The sequence below is a fragment of the Nonomuraea sp. bgisy101 genome, from assembly GCF_057708945.1.
In genome coordinates this window covers 1-19,092 of sequence record NZ_JBYITD010000057.1, presented here as the reverse complement: position 1 = coordinate 19,092, position 19,092 = coordinate 1, and the positions used below count along the sequence as shown (strand labels likewise).

The 19,092-nt window shown below is 68.1% G+C and carries 23 protein-coding genes; 13 read left to right on the top strand and 10 right to left on the bottom strand.

Annotated elements, in window-relative coordinates; all coding sequences use genetic code 11:
* Positions 1-31: 31 nt before the first annotated feature.
* From AC3EO4_RS51955 to AC3EO4_RS51910, 10 genes are read left to right on the top strand one after another with little or no spacing between them, the layout of a single operon-like run.
* Positions 32-3,664 carry a hypothetical protein gene (locus tag AC3EO4_RS51955; protein ID WP_431903624.1) on the top strand — a complete coding sequence of 1,211 codons (3,633 nt, stop codon included), beginning with the start codon at positions 32-34 and terminating at the stop codon, positions 3,662-3,664.
* A 10-nt stretch (positions 3,665-3,674) separates the two neighbouring features.
* A complete protein-coding gene (locus AC3EO4_RS51950; protein WP_431903621.1) occupies positions 3,675-3,893 on the top strand; it encodes a hypothetical protein in 219 nt (72 codons plus the stop codon).
* Between the two features lie 10 nt (positions 3,894-3,903).
* Positions 3,904-4,377 carry a hypothetical protein gene (locus AC3EO4_RS51945; protein WP_431903618.1) on the top strand — a complete coding sequence of 158 codons (474 nt, stop codon included), beginning with the start codon at positions 3,904-3,906 and terminating at the stop codon, positions 4,375-4,377.
* Between the two features lie 59 nt (positions 4,378-4,436).
* A complete protein-coding gene (locus AC3EO4_RS51940; RefSeq protein WP_431903615.1) occupies positions 4,437-4,931 on the top strand; it encodes a hypothetical protein in 495 nt (164 codons plus the stop codon).
* Positions 4,932-5,642: a hypothetical protein gene (locus AC3EO4_RS51935; protein WP_431903614.1), complete on the top strand. Its 711-nt coding sequence runs from the start codon at positions 4,932-4,934 to the stop codon at positions 5,640-5,642.
* 10 nt (positions 5,643-5,652) lie between these two features.
* Positions 5,653-6,732, top strand: coding sequence for a hypothetical protein (locus tag AC3EO4_RS51930; protein WP_431903612.1), 1,080 nt, complete (start codon positions 5,653-5,655; stop codon positions 6,730-6,732).
* A 16-nt stretch (positions 6,733-6,748) separates the two neighbouring features.
* Positions 6,749-8,593: a hypothetical protein gene (locus AC3EO4_RS51925; RefSeq protein ID WP_431903609.1), complete on the top strand. Its 1,845-nt coding sequence runs from the start codon at positions 6,749-6,751 to the stop codon at positions 8,591-8,593.
* Positions 8,590-8,994 carry a hypothetical protein gene (locus AC3EO4_RS51920; protein WP_431903606.1) on the top strand — a complete coding sequence of 135 codons (405 nt, stop codon included), beginning with the start codon at positions 8,590-8,592 and terminating at the stop codon, positions 8,992-8,994. The genes AC3EO4_RS51925 and AC3EO4_RS51920 overlap by 4 nt, the downstream gene beginning before the upstream one ends.
* A 42-nt stretch (positions 8,995-9,036) precedes the next feature.
* Positions 9,037-9,300: a hypothetical protein gene (locus AC3EO4_RS51915; protein ID WP_431903604.1), complete on the top strand. Its 264-nt coding sequence runs from the start codon at positions 9,037-9,039 to the stop codon at positions 9,298-9,300.
* Between the two features lie 2 nt (positions 9,301-9,302).
* The gene (locus AC3EO4_RS51910) at positions 9,303-10,070 is read left to right on the top strand and encodes a peptidoglycan recognition protein family protein (RefSeq protein WP_431903602.1); all 768 of its coding nucleotides are present in this window, start codon (positions 9,303-9,305) and stop codon (positions 10,068-10,070) included.
* A 50-nt stretch (positions 10,071-10,120) separates the two neighbouring features.
* On the opposite strand, the gene AC3EO4_RS51905 is transcribed toward AC3EO4_RS51910, so the two are convergent.
* Complete coding sequence (locus tag AC3EO4_RS51905; protein ID WP_431903600.1) at positions 10,121-10,594, bottom strand: hypothetical protein; 474 nt, start codon at positions 10,592-10,594, stop codon at positions 10,121-10,123.
* A 92-nt stretch (positions 10,595-10,686) separates the two neighbouring features.
* Here AC3EO4_RS51905 and AC3EO4_RS51900 point away from each other — a divergent pair, with 92 nt between their 5' ends.
* A complete protein-coding gene (locus AC3EO4_RS51900) occupies positions 10,687-10,959 on the top strand; it encodes a hypothetical protein (RefSeq protein WP_431903597.1) in 273 nt (90 codons plus the stop codon).
* Positions 10,960-11,032: 73 nt separating this feature from the next.
* Positions 11,033-11,293 (top strand): hypothetical protein, encoded by a 261-nt coding sequence (locus AC3EO4_RS51895; RefSeq protein ID WP_431903595.1) that lies wholly within the window; start codon positions 11,033-11,035, stop codon positions 11,291-11,293.
* A gap of 86 nt (positions 11,294-11,379) precedes the next feature.
* On the opposite strand, the gene AC3EO4_RS51890 is transcribed toward AC3EO4_RS51895, so the two are convergent.
* The 8 genes from AC3EO4_RS51890 to AC3EO4_RS51855 form a co-directional block, all read right to left on the bottom strand.
* Positions 11,380-12,153, bottom strand: a complete 774-nt coding sequence (locus tag AC3EO4_RS51890) for a hypothetical protein (protein WP_431903592.1) — start codon at positions 12,151-12,153, stop codon at positions 11,380-11,382.
* Positions 12,154-12,160: 7 nt separating this feature from the next.
* Positions 12,161-12,820 carry a helix-turn-helix domain-containing protein gene (locus AC3EO4_RS51885; RefSeq protein WP_431903589.1) on the bottom strand — a complete coding sequence of 220 codons (660 nt, stop codon included), beginning with the start codon at positions 12,818-12,820 and terminating at the stop codon, positions 12,161-12,163.
* Positions 12,817-13,623: a TIGR04255 family protein gene (locus AC3EO4_RS51880; RefSeq protein ID WP_431903722.1), complete on the bottom strand. Its 807-nt coding sequence runs from the start codon at positions 13,621-13,623 to the stop codon at positions 12,817-12,819. The genes AC3EO4_RS51885 and AC3EO4_RS51880 overlap by 4 nt, the downstream gene beginning before the upstream one ends.
* Before the next feature lie 156 nt (positions 13,624-13,779).
* Positions 13,780-15,114: a glycosyltransferase family 2 protein gene (locus tag AC3EO4_RS51875; RefSeq protein ID WP_431903586.1), complete on the bottom strand. Its 1,335-nt coding sequence runs from the start codon at positions 15,112-15,114 to the stop codon at positions 13,780-13,782.
* Positions 15,098-15,262: a hypothetical protein gene (locus AC3EO4_RS51870; RefSeq protein ID WP_431903585.1), complete on the bottom strand. Its 165-nt coding sequence runs from the start codon at positions 15,260-15,262 to the stop codon at positions 15,098-15,100. Before AC3EO4_RS51870 ends, AC3EO4_RS51875 begins: the two co-directional genes overlap by 17 nt.
* A gap of 285 nt (positions 15,263-15,547) precedes the next feature.
* Positions 15,548-16,015, bottom strand: coding sequence for a hypothetical protein (locus tag AC3EO4_RS51865; RefSeq protein WP_431903582.1), 468 nt, complete (start codon positions 16,013-16,015; stop codon positions 15,548-15,550).
* A complete protein-coding gene (locus AC3EO4_RS51860; protein WP_431903580.1) occupies positions 16,012-16,197 on the bottom strand; it encodes a hypothetical protein in 186 nt (61 codons plus the stop codon). Before AC3EO4_RS51860 ends, AC3EO4_RS51865 begins: the two co-directional genes overlap by 4 nt.
* On the bottom strand, positions 16,190-16,456 hold the full coding sequence (locus AC3EO4_RS51855; RefSeq protein WP_431903577.1) for a hypothetical protein: 267 nt from the start codon (positions 16,454-16,456) through the stop codon (positions 16,190-16,192). Before AC3EO4_RS51855 ends, AC3EO4_RS51860 begins: the two co-directional genes overlap by 8 nt.
* A gap of 849 nt (positions 16,457-17,305) precedes the next feature.
* On the opposite strand from AC3EO4_RS51855, the gene AC3EO4_RS51850 reads away from it, so the two are divergent.
* Positions 17,306-17,563, top strand: a complete 258-nt coding sequence (locus tag AC3EO4_RS51850) for a GntR family transcriptional regulator (protein ID WP_431903574.1) — start codon at positions 17,306-17,308, stop codon at positions 17,561-17,563.
* 69 nt (positions 17,564-17,632) lie between these two features.
* Here AC3EO4_RS51850 and AC3EO4_RS51845 read toward each other — a convergent pair whose 3' ends face one another.
* Entirely contained in the window at positions 17,633-18,910 is a 1,278-nt protein-coding gene (locus AC3EO4_RS51845) for a tyrosine-type recombinase/integrase (RefSeq protein WP_431903571.1), read from the bottom strand.
* Between the last annotated feature and the right edge of the window lie 182 nt (positions 18,911-19,092).

The window sequence follows — 19,092 nt, the reverse complement described above, 5'->3', positions numbered from 1 at the left end:
AGTGCCCCATTCGTGATGTCGGAGGTGAGCTATGGCTGATCGTGTGGTGACCGCGCGCCTCCGCCTGGCGACCGGGGAGTGGACGGCGGGCAAGACGGCGGTTACCCGCGACCTGCGAGACCTCAACCGCAAGTTCGCAGAGTCGGCCGGCGCGGCCGCGGGCTTCCGAAAGAAGATCGAGGAGGCAGCGGCCCGGCTACCAAAGTTCGAGCTGGACGCGAACTCGAGTGCCGCCGAGGTGAAGCTCCAGCAGCTCCGGTCTGAGCTCGAGAAGCTGGCCAAGCAGCGCGTTGGCATCGACATCGACGCCCGCGACGCACTGGCCGAGATGTCTCGGCTCCAGGCGGAGCTGGCGGCGCTCGAGGGCGGCGCCTCGTTCGAGGTGCGCGTCGCCGCTCAGCAGGCCCTCGAGGACCTGGCCCACGTGGACGCCGAAGTGGCGCGCCTTGATGGCCGCGACGTCCGCATCACCGTGGACGCTGACACTCGCGCGGCGCTCGGCAGTATCGGCAAGGTAGGCCTGGCGCTCGGCGGGCTGAGCGTGGCCGTCCCCACCGTGGCCACTCTGGCAGCTGGAGCGGGCGCTCTGGGCAGCGGCTTCGTCGCGGCTGGCGCTGGGGCGAAGGCCTTCGGCGTGGTGGCCGCAGCGACGTTCGAGCGAGTCCAGGACGCGGTCGATAAGCAGGACTACAGCAAGCTGAGCCCGCAGGAATATCAGCTCGCCCAGCAGTGGCAGGAGTTCAGCGACGTCTACCTCAAGTGGCAGCAGTCGCTGAACCCCGACGTCATCCCTGCCATCAGCGGCGGCCTCGGGCTGATGGAGAGAACACTCCCGAGGATCAGTCCGCTCGTGGCCGGCACCGCGCAGTCGTTCGTCGGGCTCGAGCAGCGGGCCGACGCCGCTCTCAACGGCCCGTTCTGGACGAGCTTCCTGAATCGCGCTGGCCGCGAGGCGCCCGCCGCGGTGACCGGGCTCGGCAACTCCTTCATCAACGTCACCACTGGTGTCGCTGGCGTGATCAACGCGTTCATGCCGTGGCAGGGCACCGTCGTCGGCGGGATCGAAGACGCCACCAAGCGATTCTCAGAGTGGGGCCAGGCGCTCGACAGCAACCAGAAGTTCCAGGCGTTCATGTCGTACGTCGAGGAGCACGCGCCGCAGGTGTGGGCGCTGATCAAGAACGTCGCCAGCGCGCTCCTCAACATCGGCGAGGCGATCGCCCCCATGGGGGTCGGCAGTATGGCCGGCCTCAACTTGCTCGCCTCGATCGTCGCTGGGATGGACCCGCAGCACATCCAGCTCATCGCGGGCGCCATCGTCGCCATCAAGCTTGCCCAGTCCGGACTGGCGGTAGCGTCGTTCTTCACCGAACTCCCGGGCAAGCTCGACCGGGTGCGCGACGGCTTCGACCGCGCGAAGGGTAAGGCGACCGACTTCGCCGGCTCACTCGGCAGCGTCGAGGGCAAGCTCGGCGCGGTCGCCAGCGTGCTCGGCGGCGCGGCCGTCGTGGGCGGACTGTTCCTGCTCGAGCAACGCTTCGCCGACGCCGCCACGGCGGCGAACCGCTACACCGAGAAGGTCACCGCGGCCGCCGGGAACAGCCTCGACAAGCAGATCGCGGCCGTCAACGCCGAACTGCAGAAACAGATCGACCTGCAGGGCCCCAACATCGGCGAGTGGATCTACTTCACGTCGATGAGCACCGAGACCGCCGATCGCGTCGACGCCCTACGTGAGGAGCTCGCGAAGCTCACTCACCAGAAGGACATCGCGGCGATCAAGGCCAAGGCCGCCGGCGACGCCGTCCAGACCTCCGGCGGGCAGATGGCCGCCATGGGCCAGCAGGCATCCACGGCCGCTGTGGATATCGACCAGCTGCGCGGATCGCTCGGCCAGCTGGTCGGCCTGACCACGGGCGCCATGACTGCGGAGATCAATTTCCAGCGCGCGCTCGACAACGCCTCGGCCGCCGCGAAGGAGAACGGCCAGGCGATCGAGACGAACACCGAGAAGGGCCGCGCGAATCGTGAGGCTCTGATCAACCTGGCCGAGTCGGCGAACAGCTACAGGCAGGCCCTCGTCGACCAGGGCACTCCGCTGGCCGAGGTGGAGGCCAAGCTCGGCTCTCAGCGGGCAGCGTTCGTGAAGGTCGCCGAGTCGATGGGCTTCAGTAAGAAGGAAGCCAAGGACCTGGCCACCCAGCTCGGCCTCATCCCTGGCAACGTGAAGTCCAAGGTTGAGACCCCGGGCGGCAAGGAAGCGCTCGAGCTGATCAAGGAGTACGAGCGCAAGCTCAACGCCTTGGACGGCAGGACCGTCACCACGGCGGTCAACCAGGTGATCAGGTACTCACGCCAGCAGATCATCGACAAGAACAAGGAATCCGGCGGGATCGAGCGGTACGCTTCGGGCGCGGTCCGCCGCTCGTCGCCGCCGATGATCGCCAGCCGTCCGACGATCCTCTTCGGAGAGGGCAACGGCGACGAGGCCTTCATCCCCTACGATCCGAAGTATCGCGATCGCGCGGTTGCGCTCCTCGGGCAGGTAGCCAACGATTTTGGGCTAAGCCTGTTCAACAAGGAGGCGGCCAAGCAGGCCCAGGATCTCCAGGGCGGCCTCAGGGAGGCCAACACAGGGATCAGTGCCGGACTGTCCCGGGCGACGGCCACGCTGGACGCCACGATCGGCTCGGCCGGCTCCCTGACAGGAGCGATCGTCAGCGTGGGCGACGTCGGCCATGACCTCGCCGCCGGGTGGGTCGACGGCTCGGCCGCGCTGGGCGAGTCCGTCACCGACATGGGTACGGCCGTGACCGACGCGGGGACTGTCGTCTCAACGGCTCTTGGCGACCTCGGCGCGACGGTGCAGAGCCTCGCCGCGGTGATCGGGGAGGCCGTCTCGTCGACGTCGGCCGCCCGCGAGTCGGCCGTACGGGGCACGATCCCGCGCGCCGGCAGCAAGACCGCGAACGCCAACGCTGTCCGGTCTACGCGGAAACTGAAAGCACCGCCCGGCTATGTCGGCGACGCTGCAGGGCCGACAGACGAGGAGATCCGGCGCCGCCTGGCTGCGCAGGTTCCGGGCGGGTCGCTGAAGGAAGCGGCCTTCGCGTCGGGGGGTCTCGTATTGGGGCCGACGCGTGCTCTGATTGGCGAGGCCGGCCCCGAGGTCGTGATCCCGCTCGGGTCCCGCTACCGCGACGAGGCGCTCGACCTGCTGTCACAGGCAGCGACGAGGCTCGGCGTCGGGCACTCGCTGACTCGCGGGACCATTCCCCGCAGAGGCAGCGGAACCCACACCGCGATGCGAGGCACCATCCCGCTCAATGCGAGCGCGATCAGATCCACGCGCTCCCTGGGCGCTGTCGTACCGGGTGGGTCACTGCGTGACGCCTACGAAGGCGGCATGCCAGGGGTGTCGCCGACCCCGAACACGGCGAGGGTGGCGAGCCCTCAGCCGAGCTACCTGCCACGGACGTTCGCCGGGGTATACGCCATGGCCGACCGGGGCCAGCCCGGCGGCAGCTCGACTCGGCCTGGCCAGGGGGGCGGGCAGCCGGTCATCAACGTCGACATGTCCAACAGCGTGATCCGTGAGGAGGCCGACGTGCGGCGGGTCGGCGCCGAGTTCGGATTCGAGTACACCGCGCGAGCGGGAGCGTGAGGAGAACAGCATGTGGGATCCCGCGAGCGGCGAAACCTTCGGCGAGTACGCGCGGCGCAAGAACCTCCAGGTCCGGCCTGTGGGCTGGACCTGGAGGACGCGCGACCAGGTGTCCACCGGCCGACGCGAGGACGGCGTACCGTTCGAGCGGCGCGTCGACCAACTGGGCAACGAGACGCGCGAGCACTCCGACGGCCGCCGCGACGCCATCATCAACCTGGCGATCTGAGGAGCTGAGCGTGGCCATCACCAGAGACATCTTTTTCGTAGACACACAGGTCAAGGCCCTAACGAACCAGATCGCACTCAACTTGGGCGACACCTCGGCCGGCGCCTTCAAACTGGCCGTCTTCAACGACACCGTCACCCCCGATGCCTCGCAGGTGGACCCGGCCTACGGCACCGCGCCGCTCAACACGGGTGAGGTGGTGGGCGCCGGCTACACCGCTGGCGGCCTGGCCCTCACGAGCGTCGTGTACGAGGAGCACCCCTCTCAGCCAGGATTCATGAGATGGAAGTGCGCCAACATCTCCTGGTCGAGCTCCACGATCCCGAACGCCAAGGGCGGCCTCATCTACGCGCCGGGGCTGAGTAACCGGGCGGTCGCGTTCCGTTCCTTCATCCAGCAGTACAGCTCGCAGGACGGCACGTTCGCGATCAACTTCCACTCCGACGGCGTGGTCAAGCTGGGCCTGCTCGGTCCCATCCTCTAGAGCACCGACCTCTGACGCCCCGCCCGGTGCGGGGCTTTCTGCTTGAAAGGGGGCCGTTCATGGCTCTGTACTGGGCTGCCAACGGGGCGATGGCCACGACTGCGCCACTCACCCCGGTTACCACGACCACGGCGATCAAGACGCTGCTGCAGATCGCCACCCCGTCCACGCGGTCTATCAAGGTCGTGGAGTGGGGCATCTCGTTCGACGGTAGCTCCGCCGCCGCGCCCATCCGGTGCGAGCTGATCCAGACCGATGTGGCCGCCACCGTCACCGCGCACGTCGCGGCCGGCGTGCAGCCGTACGACGACCCCAACGCGCCCGCCTCGCTGATGACGCTGGGCGCAGCCGCGACCGGCTACACCGCGACCGCCGAGGGCGCGATCACGGCGACACGGACGGGCGACGTCCAGCTCATCGCACCCACCACGCAGTTCGTCCGCCAGTTCCCGCTTGGGCGTGAGTTCCGGGTGCCGGTGTCGAAGTTCCTTCGGGTGCGGGTCCTCGCGGCAGCGGCGGTGAACGCGTACACGTACGTGGTGTGGGAGGAGTAGATGGCGATCGCCATCCACAACTCCACCCCGGCGGTCGTCTCTGGCGCCTCAGCCACGCAGACGACGGCGAGCTTTTCGCCGCCAGGCGGTTCGCTGCTGGTGGCGTGCGTCGGCTGGGAGCGGCTGGCCGAGCCAGCAGCGGCAACCACGATGTCCAACACCGGCAGCCCGTTGACGTGGACGCAGCGTGTCATCCGCAACGATGAGGACGCTACTGGCTTCAACGCCTACGCGACGATCCTCACAGCGCCCAACCCGGCCTCTCAGACGATCACCGTCACCGCCACAAGCGCCCGCGCTACCGACACCGGCGGCATGAAGATCTTCGTTGTCACCGGCGCCGACCTGGTGACGCCGGTGGGCGCCATTGGCGAGGACTCCAGCACCACCCAGAACCTCACCGTGACCGCCTACACCTCCACAAGGGCAGCAAGCCGCGCATTCGGGTGCGCCACTGACTTCCTCGCTCGCGGGGTCCCCACCTCGTCCGACACCGGATTCGGGTGGGATGTCGCCACGAAGGTGTCCGGAATCGCCGTCCACAAAGCGGCCGATACCGCGCTCGCGGGCTCCTCGGTGACCTTGAACTTCGCCGCGGCGGCGGCGAACCCCTCATGGAACTGGGTCGCCGTCGAGATCCTCCCCGAAACTCCGCTCGCGCCGCGCCCCTACGTGCTGGGCCAGGCCGTCCAGCGCGCAGCCACCTGGTGAAGGAGGCCTGATGGCCCGACTCGGGCGTAGCCAGCCGATCCCGGTGACGATCGGCGGGCGCCGCACCTACCACCAGGCGGACGTCAGCCTCGGCGTCTTCACGCTCGGCTGGGAGTTCCCGGCGCTGACCGTCACCTCTCCGTCGGTGACGATCCCGCTCGGCGTGTTCACGCTCAACTGGGAGTTCCCGAGCATCACCCCGTCGATCGGTCTCGGCGTCTTCACCCTCAGCTGGTCTTTCCCCAGCCTGGCGGTGGACGTCCCGATCAATCCGGGCGACGACCTGACCGGGCCCGGGCAGATCTCGCTCAACGGGTTCAAGATGGGCGACGGCACTCCGTACCGGATCACGGAGCTGATCGGCGCCGACATCGACATGCCCGGCGTCGACAACGGCAACGTCGCCAACCCGTCCAGCCACGGCGCCATGTCTGGGCGGAAGCTCGCCCAGCCCCGCATCATCACCTCCTCTTTCACCATCAAGGTGCGGGAGGAGGAGATCCGCGAGGTGATGGAGACCTTCCGCAACCAGACGCCGATCGCCGACGCCGACGAGGAACTCTGGCTCGCGATCCAGGTCCTCGACACCATCTACGTGACCCGTGGCGCGGTCACCCGCCGCTCAGCGCCGATCAACTGGCGATACCTGGTGGGCGAGACCACGGCTGCCCTTCAAATCGAGTGCAGTGATCCCCGCCTGTACGCCCGCCAGCTGTCCAGCGTGGAAGTGCCCGACGGCGGCACCGTCGAGGTGTTCCACGCCGGGAACACGACCACAAAGCCGCTGCTGCGCTGCGCGGGCCCGGCGACCAACCCGCGCCTGCAGATCACCCGCACCCTCACCGACGGCCGCCAGGACGCCCGCGTCGTCGAGTTCGACCTCACCCTGGAGGCGGGCGAGCAGCTCGTCATCGACGTCGCCAACGAGACGGCCACGATCGACGACGTCTCGCAGATGCGGCATCTGACCGGGGCCAGCATCGGCGTGGTCGACTTCGTGCTCGGCCGAGGTGCTTCCCAGATCAGCTACACCACCAGCGACGGCGACGCCCCCAACGCGGTCGTCCTGTGGCGGCAGGCATGGATCTAGAGGAGGTGTCGAGTCGGTGACTGCGTTCGTTCGTGACGTGTCCGTGGGCGCCTCGGAGGCGTCGATCCCCTCATGGACGATCAACCCGCCCCAGGCGTCCGAGGGCATGATGATGCTGGCGTTCCTGGCCGCGGACAACGGCATCGGCCAGCTCATCTCGATCAGCGGCGGCTGGACGCTCCTGGCGAGGATTTTCGGCCCCGTCGGCACGCTCAGCGCCGTCGACGTCTGGCACAAGGTTGCCGGCGCCAACGAGCAGCCGTACACGATCACGCAGGCGGCCACCGCTGACGGGGTCGCGGTCATCGTGTCCGTCGGCGGCGCCGCGGGCGGCCTTCCGCAGGTCGAGCCGGGGTTCCTCTACAGCGGCACCTCATCCGTCACGACCCCATCGATCACGCCGACCAAGGCGACCGGTCTGGAGCTGCGCTGGTCGGGCGGCGTGCCGCCGCCGCCGTTCACGAGCGTGTCGTGGACGCAGCCGCCAGGGTTCACCGAGGTCGCCGACGTCCAATCCCAGAGTGTCGTCACTGGGTCGCTGTGCTCGCGACAGATCGTCTCCAGCGCCGACACCGGCCAGCAGATCCAGTCCTCCAGCGCGCTGCTGCAGTACGCGGCAGGGATCACGGTCGTCATCGCCTCGGCCGAGGTCCAGATCCCCGACCCGCCCACGTTCCCATCCGTCACGCCCGCGCGCGGCGAGACCCGCATGCGGTACACCGTCCACGACCTGCTCACCGGGGCGTACCGGGGCGACCTCAAGCCGTTCGGCGTGGTGCTCGACCGGCGGCTCGGCGAGCCTGGCACGTGGCGCGGCCGCCTCTCCCTGGTCAACACGAGCGAGGCCAGGAAGATCGGAGAGATCTTCCCCGCCGACCCGCTCGACCTTCTCTCTGGCCCGGGCAGGCTCGTCGTGCACACGTGGCGATCAGGCGTCCTGTGGGGGATCCACTGGCTGCACACCATCGTCACCAGTAAGGATCAACGCGGCAGCGTCTGGATGGACGTGCAGGGATCCACGCTGGACGCGTACCTGATGCACGTGGCGCTGGAGCAGGACGTCGCCTTCAGCGGCGACCAGATCACGGCCGCCCGCCAGCTGATCGCCCACATGCAGGCCACCGCCAGCTCCAACGTCGGGCTCGCCCTGCAGACCGGAACCTCGGGTGTGAACAGGCTGCTCACCGCCAAGGCCTCCGACAACACCACGTATGGCCGCATCTTGCAGGACTACGCGCGGCAGGCCGCCGGGTTCGAGTCGGTCGTCAACCCGCGGGTGGTCGACGGGGTGATCTTCCGGTCGTGGGAGTGGGGATCCCCGAAGATCGTCGGCTCTGGCGTGCACGTCTTCACCGAAGGCCAGGAGGGCGGCGACATCACCACCTGGCGGGAAGAGCGCTCGGCGCTGCGGGGCGGCACCCGGTGGCGCGTCATCGGCGGCACCCCCCAGCAGGACGACGCGACCACCAGCTCGACCGCGATGCGCTCCGTCCTGGTGGCGACGCCGCACCTGGCGGAGGGCTGGCCGATCATCGACCAGCGGCCGACCCACCCCGGCCAATCCACCGACCAGACCACGCTCGACGACTACGCCGCCTACTGGGCCAGCCGGGCACCGGGCGCCCCGCCGGTCTTCTCGGCGGACGTGGTGATCGGCAAGTCCACCACCTTGGACCCGAACGGTCTCGGCGACTCCATCACCTACAAGCTCAACAACCCGCGCTGGCCGATCACTGCGGACGGGGCGGCGAGCTTCAACCGGACACAGCGACTGATCGGGTGGGAGCTCACCCCGGCCGAGCGGACCAGCGGCGGCAAAGACAAGGTGAAGCTGATCACCGAAGCGGAGGTGCCCGCGTGAGGTACGACGAGTTCGGCACCGACCAGACTCGCATCATCCGCGACCTGGAGCGGCGTATCGAGGTGCTCGAGGCGCAGGCGCGCACCCGGCCCGGCGCACCCGTCACCCAGGCGTCCGGACCACTGTTCCTGCCCAACTCCTCGACGCCGGCGACTCCGTCGGGCGGGTGCGCGATCTACGCCGTGTCCGGCGGTTTCCGGGTGATCGACTCCAGCGGCACAGTCCGGCAGATCACGGCCGGGGCCGCGGTGTCCAACCCCACGCTGGTGATGGGCGACGCGCCCGGCAGCTACACCACCGGCTACGCGAACACGCAGAGCGCAGCGATCAACGAGCTGAACAACCGGCTCACGGCGCTGCTCACCTCGCTGCGCAACGCCGGCGTCATCAGCACCGTCTGACCCTTCCACCGCGGCGCGAGCCGTACAACGAACGGAGCTCTCGTGACGCAGCTCGACCCTCTGCCCGGAGTCCAGATCGGAGCACGTGAAATTTACGACGAGCTCAAGACCGTCGGCGGGAAGGTCGACAAGGTCGACGGGAAGGTTGACCAGCTCGACTCCAAGGTGGACGGCGTGGTCGCTGAGGTGGCTGACCACGAGACCCGCATCCGCGTCCTTGAGCGCGCCCGGTGGCCGCTTCCCTCGATTGCGGTGCTGATCTCGGTTGCTGGGTTCGTGGCCACGTTCGTCATGAAGGGAGGTTGACCGTGGACCTCGTCACTCGAGCCGAATGGCGAGCCCGCAGGCCGCGCAGTGAGCTGACCGCGCTCCCGTCGGCGCGCGGCACGAAGCTCCACTACGTCGGGTCGTTCGTCTCGCCCGACCTCGCCAAGAGCTGCGCCCGCTGCCTCGACACCGTGCAAGGCATCCAGGCCTACCACCAGGACAGCAACCGCTGGACTGACATCGCGTACAACCTGCTCGTCTGCCCGCACGGCAAGGTGTGGGAAGGCCGGGGCGCACGCGTCCTGTCGGCCGCCAACGGCCCGGGGCTCAACTCTGGCCACTACGCCGTCTGCGCGCTCCTGGGCGACCGTGGGCTCGTGCAGCCCACCGCGGCGATGCTGCGCGGCATTCACGACGCGATCGGCTACCTGCGGGCGCGCGGCGCCGGCGGCCAGGTCCTTGGCCACCGCGACGGCTACTCGACGTCCTGCCCCGGGCCCGTTCTGTACGGGTGGCTGCAGCGCGGCATGCCTCTCGGCGGCCAGCGCGACGACACCACACCGATCCCGCGGCGGCCTGCCGTACCGCGCTGGCCTGGGCGCTACCTCGAGTACCGATACGGCAAGGCGATGTTGCGCGGCCAGGACGTCGCGGCCTGGCAGACCCGGTGCAAGCAGTTGAAATACACCATCACGGTCGACGGCGCGTACGGACCCACCTCGGCCGCGACGACCCGCGTCCTGCAGCGCGCCCTGGGCGTGGCCGACGACGGCGTGGTCGGTCCGAAGACGTGGGCGGCCGCCTGGTAGCCGGACAGCAGAAAGGCCCGGGAGTCCCCGGGCCTGAACCTTGCACGATGTCAGCGGAGACCGATCGCGATGTAGTGCTTGGGCTGGTCGCCGAGCACGAGTGCGGCCGCCCTGTCCTCGGGCCTGAGCGCCTTCTGGTTGTCTTCGGGCACGATGACCACGTCGCCCTGGCGCAGCATCTGCCGCAGGGTCGCGTCCATCTCGGCGCGGGGCACGTCGGCCAGCATGGGCCGTAGGTCGGTGAGGCTGACCCACCCGCTGCGTGCCTGAAGCGACGTGTAGGCGGCGCGAATCCGGGCCTCCGTGCTCAGGGCGACCGGGCGGGCGGCCGCCTGCAACTCGGCGACGTCCTCGGGGCACACGATCGTCCACGTGCTACCGGTGCGGACGGCCACCACCCCCGCGCGGGCCTGCAGGCTGCCATCCGTGATCCACCGGCGCACCGTGCTGGCGCTGACACCCAGGTCCTCGGCGGCCGAGGTGACGCTCTGGCTGGGGATCCGACGGGCGGTGGTGGTGGTCATCCTGTGCTCCCTGGCGGCTACGCTTCAACCTTGTGGCTACACAGTAATCAGAAACCGTGTAGCCACACAAGTAGTTGTGGCAAGATTTCTCTGTGGCTACAAAGATTCAGACGTCTGCCAGCGACGCGACCCACACGCCCGTCAAGAAGTTCCGCGTCCCTGACCTGCTGTGGGACGCCTACGAGACCGTCTGCAAGCGCGAGCTCGGCCGCGACCGCAGCGAAGACCTCGTGGAGCACATCCGCGCCGTCGTACGCGAGCACGGCACCGCGGCGGAGCTCGAGCTGCTCGACCAGGCCGAGGCCGAGCTCGAGGCGCGCCGCGCACGCAAGGGCGGCCGCCCTCGGAAGGACGCCGCCGAGTAGCTCGCTCCCTCCCTCGCCAACAGCCCCAGGTCATCCCGACCTGGGGCTTCGTCGTTTCTGCAGAAGGGAAGCCATGAAGATCGAGACCAAGCGGACCCTCAGGACGGGCCTCCAGACCGCGGTCGGCTTCGCCGTCGCGCTGCCGGCCATCGTCGACGCCTCCGGCATCCCGGAGACCCTGCCGTGGGTCGCGGGCGGCCTGGCCGTCGCCGGCGGCTTCGCCCGGGTGATGGCCCTGCCCAACGTCCAGGCGCTGCTGCCCGGTTGGCTGCGCACCAGCGAGGAGCCCCCGGCCGAGCCGGAGACGGAGCTGCCGTACCCGCACAGCGGGTGAGCGAAGTACGCCCAACAGCAAATGGCCCCGCCCTGTCTTCCCAAAGAGGACAGGGCGGGGCCATTTGGCCTCAAGTGGCGAGGTCGCTAACTCTTGTAGCGGAAGCGGGCTTCTCGGTACATATCCCGCCGAAGGGATGAGTGCGAGCTCACTGTCTTGAGTGTCGCTCTGCGAGTTGTCTTCGTAGCCTCAGCAGGCTCTGCGTCCGCCTCCGAGGGAGTCTCCAGGACGATCTCTTGATCCAACCAGTCCTGAAACTCCTCCCCCGCAGAGATGCGCGTGGAGTTGAGGAGACCTTCCGGTACACCGTCCAGTGCGATGTCCAACCACTCCTCTTGCAATTCCGTCTCCGCAAAGACCGAGCGGTTCTCCTCATGCAACGCACTGAGTTTGGCCGCCAGGCGTGTGTCACACATGATCAGCCGCTGCTGAAGCAGCAGGATGCCGTCGTCGCTCAATGCTGCAACCCTGTGACTCAGGTCGAGGCTGCTCGAACGCACAGAGATACGTTCGGTTAGATCAGTCAGGAAGTCCCCCTTGCCCGCCCCGAGAAGACTGGGCAGGGGCATCGCCTTCTTACGGCTCAGCCACGCGGAGTCGCCGAGCCGCGTCGTGGAATTGACAGGGGAGACGACGATCCGCTTACGAAGGCGCCCCCCGGCGATGTCCATGTTGCACGGATGCATGACGATCTGGATGTACGGCGGCTGCTCGTCGTCGTCATAGTCAGGCAGGGCGATGCCGGTGAAGACATCGCCCTGCATGAGAGGTCGGCTGATGGGTGGGAGGCGCCCCCAGTCGCGGTAGACGCTCTCCGATGATGCGGGCTTCGACAGGTCCTGCTGGTCTCGCACCGTCACCTCGGCATCAGGAGTCCCGGAATCTGAGCGCCGGGTGGCCGTCCGACGCGATGTAGACCTCCAAGGTACTCCTCTCCGAGTCTCGCCAAGTCGGATCTATCCCATCGAGCACCTGAGCAGCATCACGATGTCCGCGCGCGATGTCGAGCAGCTCCGACCGATAGCCCTGCACGTAGAGCTCGACCGGCCTGATGAAGTAGCCCGCGGGCAAGTCCAAGGTGACCTCCATCCAGCTGGCGGGGTCCTCGACGCCGAACTCGCCCAGGAGGTCAAGGAAGCTAGCGAGCCGAGCGAGTTCCTTACGATTGTCTGGCGTAGCTTGCCCGCCTGTGCGCCATTTCCTTACGGCCGAGATACTGACATTCACGAGCCGAGCGATGTCTGACCACGACATTCCGCGCTCGATGGCTAGATGTTCGAGAAGGCTGGGAACACCCATGCGCGCTTTGACAGCGCCCCTCTTCCTAAGATCTTCCTCAATATCGCCACGAAGGATCTGGTTTGCCTTCTGGTAACTATCGTATGCAGTCTCTCTAAGCCAATCCGATCGGATTAGCGATGACTGCGTACTGTCGGACGAGTTGCCCGGATAAATGTCACGGATAATGTCGTCGGCGGTGGGGCGGATGCGAGCTGATTTCTTTTGAATCTCCTGCTTGGCCATCATGAACCATCACCTCTGAAAAGTTGGCGTGCCTTCTCGGTGATTGAGCTCTGGAAGCGCGTTCCGGTTGGAGCGTGCAAGGCAGAGTAGAGCCGGGCCACTTCCTTTACATCCGCGTCGAGAGCCTGGTCTGCGGTCGGGGCCTGCCAGTAGCTATCTATGTCCAGCAAGAAGAACGGCCCTGGCTCGACATCTCTCCTGCGGCGTAGGGCGCCGTCTGGGGCAATGACGCCAGGGCCATTTGCTGCCCCGTAGCGGAAATTCAGCGCCATGTCCTGGCCTGTTGCGTAGGACAGCATGCCTTGAAAACCGATGGGAGACATTGCGCCAGCCACACTGGTAATTGGCGCCATCAGATCGGCAGCAATCCAATCCGCCCAATCGGTCAGATTGTCGATAGGGCCAGGCACTCGAATCTCGTCAATATATCGCAGGCCAAGCCGCTCAATTGCAGGGATTGCTCGATGCTCTACGATAGCGTCAAGAACGCCAGTGATGAGAGACAGGAGGTCGGCAAACTCTATATATCGAGTTGTTTCGACGACAGTCCTGTCGGGACTAATAAGTGCCGAATGCGTGCCCGCACGGTCTACTAGACGAAATACTTCTGTTGTCTTCTGCGTTTGACCTTCTGGCGTTATAGCGAATTCGACTAGTTGCTGGTTTCGTCGAACAGGCAGCACTTCTTCGAGGGCCAACTGGATCGCGTCACACACGTCCGGCTGCTTGAGGCGAGGGGCGAAGGGGTAACGGATCTCCGCCACTACCAGTTCCAGGGGTGGTTGGGGGTAGATCTCCCTATGCACGTACACTGCCCCACTCCCAATCGATCGAGCCGTCTGTGCGCGGGGATGCACCGGAACGCACACCCAAACAGTAACTGTATTCTGCACCGGCGTCACCGGAGGGGGGCGGCATTCTACCTTCAGGACCTGACAAAGATGCGTACGAGAGTCGGGCAGTCACCGTCCGATAGGGGCAAAGAGGCCCACGCGCTCCTTCCTCCCCGGCATGGTCGGTTGTGCAGCAGTGGCTGCCACACTGCTTCCTCGGGTCACCCATCCCGTTTGGCGGGCCTGGACGAGGGCCTGCCACATCGCGGGCCGGATCACGAGCAGCTGCAGGAGCATGAGCAGCGGCGTGCCGAGCAGCCAGATCATCAGCCGCTCGCCCACCGGCGCGGACGGATGGCGCAAGACGTACCGGATGCCGACGGCGTAGGACAGGCCGAGCCAGTAGGCCAGGCCCTCCCACACCAGGCCCTGGCCGAGGATGGGCGCGACAAGGAACGCCCACAGCAGCGCGATCGGCGCGAGGAACGACATCACCGTGGCGTACACCCGCCACAGCATGGGCAGGCGGCGCAGGTGGGCGACCTCCCACAGTGCATACAACCAGTAGGAGCGGTACCAGCGGACACGCTGCCGGTAGAAGCCCTTCATGGTGTCGGGCATGTCGGTGTAGACGTGCGCCTCGTCGACGGCGACGGCCTGGCCGCGCTGCAGCGCGTAGTGCGTGAGGCGCCGGTCGTCGCCGGCCGTGCCGCTGGCCACATAGTCGTCGAGGTTGTCCATCACGAGCTCGGCGCGGTAGAGGCTGAGCGCGCCTGAGCAGGGCGCGACCACGCCCATGCGGGAGCGGGCGGCGCGCAGCGTCAAGCACGCCGACACCATCTCGAGGTCGACGAGCCGCGTGATCCAGTTCGCCCGCCGGTTGCGCACGAGCGGCAGGCCGGTGGCGGCCTGAACGCGCGGGTCGGACATGGCGCGCAGCAGATGCCGGATCGCCCGGCGGTCGACGACGCTGTCGGAGTCCACGGTGAGGATGAAGTCGGCACGCCGCCGGCCGTAGGTCCGCTCCTGGTCGCGCAGGTAGTACAGGACGAGGGCCTGCGCCTCCCGTTTGCCCGCGTTGGCCTGCCGGTGCCAGAACACGTTCGGGTGGGCGAATTTCGTGGCCCAGACGGCCGAGCCGTCGTCGACGACGTGCACCTCGTCGGGCGGCCGCGAGCTGTTGAGCAGCGCGGCGATCGTCGCGTTCAGGGCGGCCTGGTCCTCGTTGTAGCTGGGCACGATCGCGACCACGCGGCCGCGGGCGACCTCGAGGCGGCCGAAGGTGCGCGGCCAGGCCGTCAGGATCAGCATCACGACGAGCACGCCCGAGGTGAGCAGGTAGACGCCGGCAGCCGAGCTGGTGCCGGCGGCGAGTCGGTAGGCGGCGATCCAGCTGGCGGCCACCAGGAGCGTGACGATCCCGGCGGCCGCCGCCCGGCCGACGCCTTTACCCCTGGCGCGCACGCCGCCGTCCCCGCGTGGCGATCCGGTAGAGGGCCAGGCCGCTGATGATCAGCACGGCGCCCGCGGTGAGGAGCCACGGCAGGCCGATCGTGTAGCCGGCCACCGCGATGCCCCCGGCACCCGTGAACGGTAAGTAGTCGTCATACATCGGATTTGTCCTCTCGGAGGGGTAAAGAAGGCGCGCCGACTGGCGCGCCGATCTGGTGAGGGCGGGTGGCGCCTCCCGCGTGCCTTGCGTTGTGCGCAGGAGGCGCCACCCTTCGCGGCCGACGCCACCGGTTTCCCGGCCCTCTCGGCGTACGACCGCTGACCGTCCGCGGGGCCGCGAGCAGGAGGTCTTGCCCAGCCCGCGCGGACGGATCTTGTGGCACGGCGGCGAGACGGGGGATGAGGCCCGAGGGGTTGTTGGGCCAGTCGCTCGCCACCGCGCTGTCTATGGGGGTCGAGGATCGTCGCGGTGGATCTCGGCCCACTCGTCATCGGTCAGCCGTGCCACGCCCAGCTCGTCGGCCGCCAGGTCCACGTCGGCGCGCGACATCCGCCACCGACAGATCAGCTTGGCCACCCGTGTCTGTGGCGTCGCCATCCAGCGCAGCACCCAGCGCTCGTCGACCTCGCCGCGCAGGTGGGCGCGCTCGAAAGCCCACATCTCGGCAGCAACCGCGATGTGCTCGCGCAACTTCTCCCGCCAGCGGCCTACGCGATCGCCTCGCGTCACGCTCCGCACCGTCACCGTGCCGAAGTTCGGGTGAACATCGCTGCCAACGTCGACGCTGACGACCTCCAGCTCGGCCAGGGCGCCGAAGTACCGGCGGGCGATCGCCAGCGAGCTGGCACGCAGGTCCCACTCGTCTTCACCACGAATGGTGATCTTGATGACGTTCGGCGGCAGGCCCGTCATGAGGCGCACCCCTGCTCGTCCTCGTCAGGCTCCTGTCGAGTACCCGAGCCCTGGAGCCGCTCCAGCGTCTCCCGGATTCGCTGCATGGCGGCCAGACCGAGAGGTCCAACGTCGGTGCCGTCGGGCCACTGCTGCTTGCCGTCTGGCAGGCGACGGCGACGCTTCGGCAGGTCCTCAGGCATGCACTCTCCTCCGCTGCGGACGGCGGGGACCGGGAACCAGGTGCAGCCTCAGCTCCCTGATCAGCCCGCCGGGGGTGGGCGCGGCCAGCGTGCGGACGCACCCGCACGTGGGATCGGGGCACCGGCCGATGGCCCACCACGTGCCGTGCGACCGCTGGATCATCCAGCCCGGGTACGCGCGGCCGATGAGCGCGGCGATGTTGGCGGACTGCTGCTCGGTAAGCCGCGATCGCTCCGCGGCGCAGGCGGCACAGCACATCACGCTGCCACCTCCGCACCGCTCCGCCCACGGTCCGGGGAGCGGTCACCCGGCGGAGCCCCGCGTGTGGCAGCTTGCCGAGGTATGCCGCGGGCGTCTCCGCCGCGTCGGCGATGCACTGGACCGGCGGGCGCCGCTCGGCCATGCTCGGCGGCCGCCACTCGATGCCCTGCGGTGCCCGCGCCTGGCCATGGCTGGCGGTCGCTCGACGGCAGAGAGGCCGGGCGAGTACGGCACGCCGCAGCCAGGGCCTGGTCGATGGGCGCGGCCGCCGTCGTCTCGACGAGCTCGAGGAGTCGCTCCGGCTTCGTGGCCGGAGCGACCGGGGCGACCTCGGCTGGGGCCTCGGCCTCGGTGGACTGCTCGACGGGCTTCGTGGCGCACTCGACCGGCGGGAACCAGTCGGTCGCCGGCATGTGTCGGCCCTGGATGCCCGCCGCGCGAATCAAGTCCCAGCGGGCGGCGACAGCCTCAGCGCTCGGCGTCACGTACGCGTGCGCGGGCACGTGGCCGCAGCCGGACTCGCCGTGCTCGTAGGGGGCATGACCGCAGACGCCGCAGCCCAGCGGAAGGGGCGGCCTCGAGGTGCTGAAGCACGGGCCGTAGGCGGGTCGAGGAGCCGTTTGTACGGCTGTGGCCGAGTGTGGGGCGGGGGGTCTAAGGTTCTCCACAGGTCGCACTCCGATGCGATCTAGGGCCCGGAGTTACAGGCGTTCCCGCGCCTGCCGGGCCCGTTTTGTTTCTTGCAGCATACGCAGACCTCACTACCCATGACTACTCTTCACGGCCGTAGACGATACGGACGCCCCGAAAGGTGTCGGATACGGACGGCTCCTATCGTGTTGTTCTGTGATCGAGTTCCGGCCCGACCAGCCAAAATACGAGCAGGTAGCCGCAGAGATCCGGCGGCGCATCGCTGCCGAGATCTATCGCCCTGGCATGCCGATCCCGGGCGAACCGCGCCTCGCGGAGGAGTTTGGCGTCGCTCGACGAACCGCGCGGAAGGCCTTGGAGCTCCTGATCGCTGCTGGCGACGTCTACACCGTCCGCAGCATGGGCACCTTCGTATCCCAGCCGAAGGAGGCCCAGGAGCAGAGTGGCGAGTAGGCCCGCAGAGACGTCAGGAGCCCGAGACCAGTAGGGGTGGTCTCGGGCTCCTGCATGTGTGGTTCTCGGCTATGCCGTCTCCTCCAGCGCGGCCGCGAGCTTGCCAGTCATGGCGCGGTCGATGCTGTCGGCGGCGCGCTGGTCGGCCTCCGGCGCCAGGTGGCTGTACAGGTTCGAGGTGACAGCGATCGACTTGTGGCCGAGCCGCTTGCTGACGGTGTCGAGGCTGACGTTCTCGGCCAGCAGGTGCGTGGCGTGCGCGTGCCGGAAGTCGTGCAGGGTCGCGTCGGTGGTGATGCCCCGCGTCTGGGCCACATCGACGACCTTCGCCCAGATGCGGGACCAGCCGTTCGTGTGCAGGATGCCGCCCTTCGGCGCAGTGAAGAGGAGCTCCTGAGCGTCGAGGCCCTTCGCATGACGCCTCAGCATGAGCACGACGCTCTCGGGGATGCGAATGGTGCGCAGAGCAGAGTCCGTCTTGCCGTACGCCACGATGACCATCCGCCGCGGCTCCTCTTCCTCCTTGACGGCCCGGGCCACGGTGAGCAGCTTCCTCCTCGTGTCGACGTCGACGGGGCGCAGCGCGGTGAGCTCGCCGAAGCGCAGGCCCGTTCCGAACGCCAGGGCGACCATGTCGCCAGCGAGCTGGCTGACGGAGTAGGCGCAGGCGATCCACTCGGCGATCTCCTCGCCGGTGGGCACCTGGTCGAGCGTCACGGTGCGTCCTGGCTTACTGGGCAGGCGTACGCCGATGGACGGGTTGGCCTCGAGAAGGCCCTTGCGGGCGGCGTAGGCGAGCGCGGGAGCGATGACGCCGCCGTGGACGTTGTGGATCGTCTTGGGGGCGTACGGCACCATCTCGCCGCGAAGGGGTCGCCTCCGCTTGGTCATCCAGTCCACCCACGCCTGGTCGACGTCGCTCGTGATCGCAGTGATGGGCAGGCCGCCGAGTGGGCCGACGCGCGTGCCGTCCTCCATGGTGACGATGGCCGTGCGCACGTGCCGATCGAAGAGGCGGCGGTAGTTGATGAGCTGGCGCGGTTCTGCCTTGGGGTTGGGCTGGGCCAGGTAGCGCTCGACCACCTCGGCGAAGGTGGGCGCGTCCGGCGCCAGCTCGGATGCGGGCTCGGGTTCGGCGGGCGCGAGGGCCAGGCCGCGGCAGCCCTTCGGGTATCCCTCGGGCCGGTGTTCGCCGGCCGACTCGACGAGGGCCTTGAACCTGCGGGCGATGGTCTTGCTGTCGCAGGTCTCGCTGTCGCGCTTGCCGCCGCGGCGGCCGCCGGCGACCCAGGCGACCCGGTAGGTCGTGCGTCCGCTCGCGTTCGTGCGGGTCTCGATCGATGCCAACGTGGTGATCCTTCCGATTCGGAAGGCGAACGGCCACCGCCACCGGGTATCGCATTTACAAGATCACGGGGGACGCCGTTCCCCCATGGTTCCCCCATGATCTTGATATGCGTAGGGCCCCTGAACTGTTTAACCAGATCAGAGGCCCTTTTTAGTGGCGGTGGTGGTGGGATTTGAACCCA

Excerpts from the sequence above, each read along its gene's own strand:
- AC3EO4_RS51955 (WP_431903624.1), top strand. The coding sequence starts at position 32 with ATGGCTGATCGTGTGGTGACCGCGCGCCTCCGCCTGGCGACCGGGGAG.
- AC3EO4_RS51950 (WP_431903621.1), top strand. The coding sequence starts at position 3,675 with ATGTGGGATCCCGCGAGCGGCGAAACCTTCGGCGAGTACGCGCGGCGC.
- AC3EO4_RS51940 (WP_431903615.1), top strand. The coding sequence starts at position 4,437 with ATGGCTCTGTACTGGGCTGCCAACGGGGCGATGGCCACGACTGCGCCA.
- AC3EO4_RS51935 (WP_431903614.1), top strand. The coding sequence starts at position 4,932 with ATGGCGATCGCCATCCACAACTCCACCCCGGCGGTCGTCTCTGGCGCC.
- AC3EO4_RS51930 (WP_431903612.1), top strand. The coding sequence starts at position 5,653 with ATGGCCCGACTCGGGCGTAGCCAGCCGATCCCGGTGACGATCGGCGGG.
- AC3EO4_RS51905 (WP_431903600.1), bottom strand. The coding sequence starts at position 10,594 with ATGACCACCACCACCGCCCGTCGGATCCCCAGCCAGAGCGTCACCTCG.
- AC3EO4_RS51895 (WP_431903595.1), top strand. The coding sequence starts at position 11,033 with ATGAAGATCGAGACCAAGCGGACCCTCAGGACGGGCCTCCAGACCGCG.
- AC3EO4_RS51885 (WP_431903589.1), bottom strand. The coding sequence starts at position 12,820 with ATGATGGCCAAGCAGGAGATTCAAAAGAAATCAGCTCGCATCCGCCCC.
- AC3EO4_RS51870 (WP_431903585.1), bottom strand. The coding sequence starts at position 15,262 with ATGTATGACGACTACTTACCGTTCACGGGTGCCGGGGGCATCGCGGTG.
- AC3EO4_RS51865 (WP_431903582.1), bottom strand. The coding sequence starts at position 16,015 with ATGACGGGCCTGCCGCCGAACGTCATCAAGATCACCATTCGTGGTGAA.
- AC3EO4_RS51860 (WP_431903580.1), bottom strand. The coding sequence starts at position 16,197 with ATGCCTGAGGACCTGCCGAAGCGTCGCCGTCGCCTGCCAGACGGCAAG.
- AC3EO4_RS51855 (WP_431903577.1), bottom strand. The coding sequence starts at position 16,456 with ATGTGCTGTGCCGCCTGCGCCGCGGAGCGATCGCGGCTTACCGAGCAG.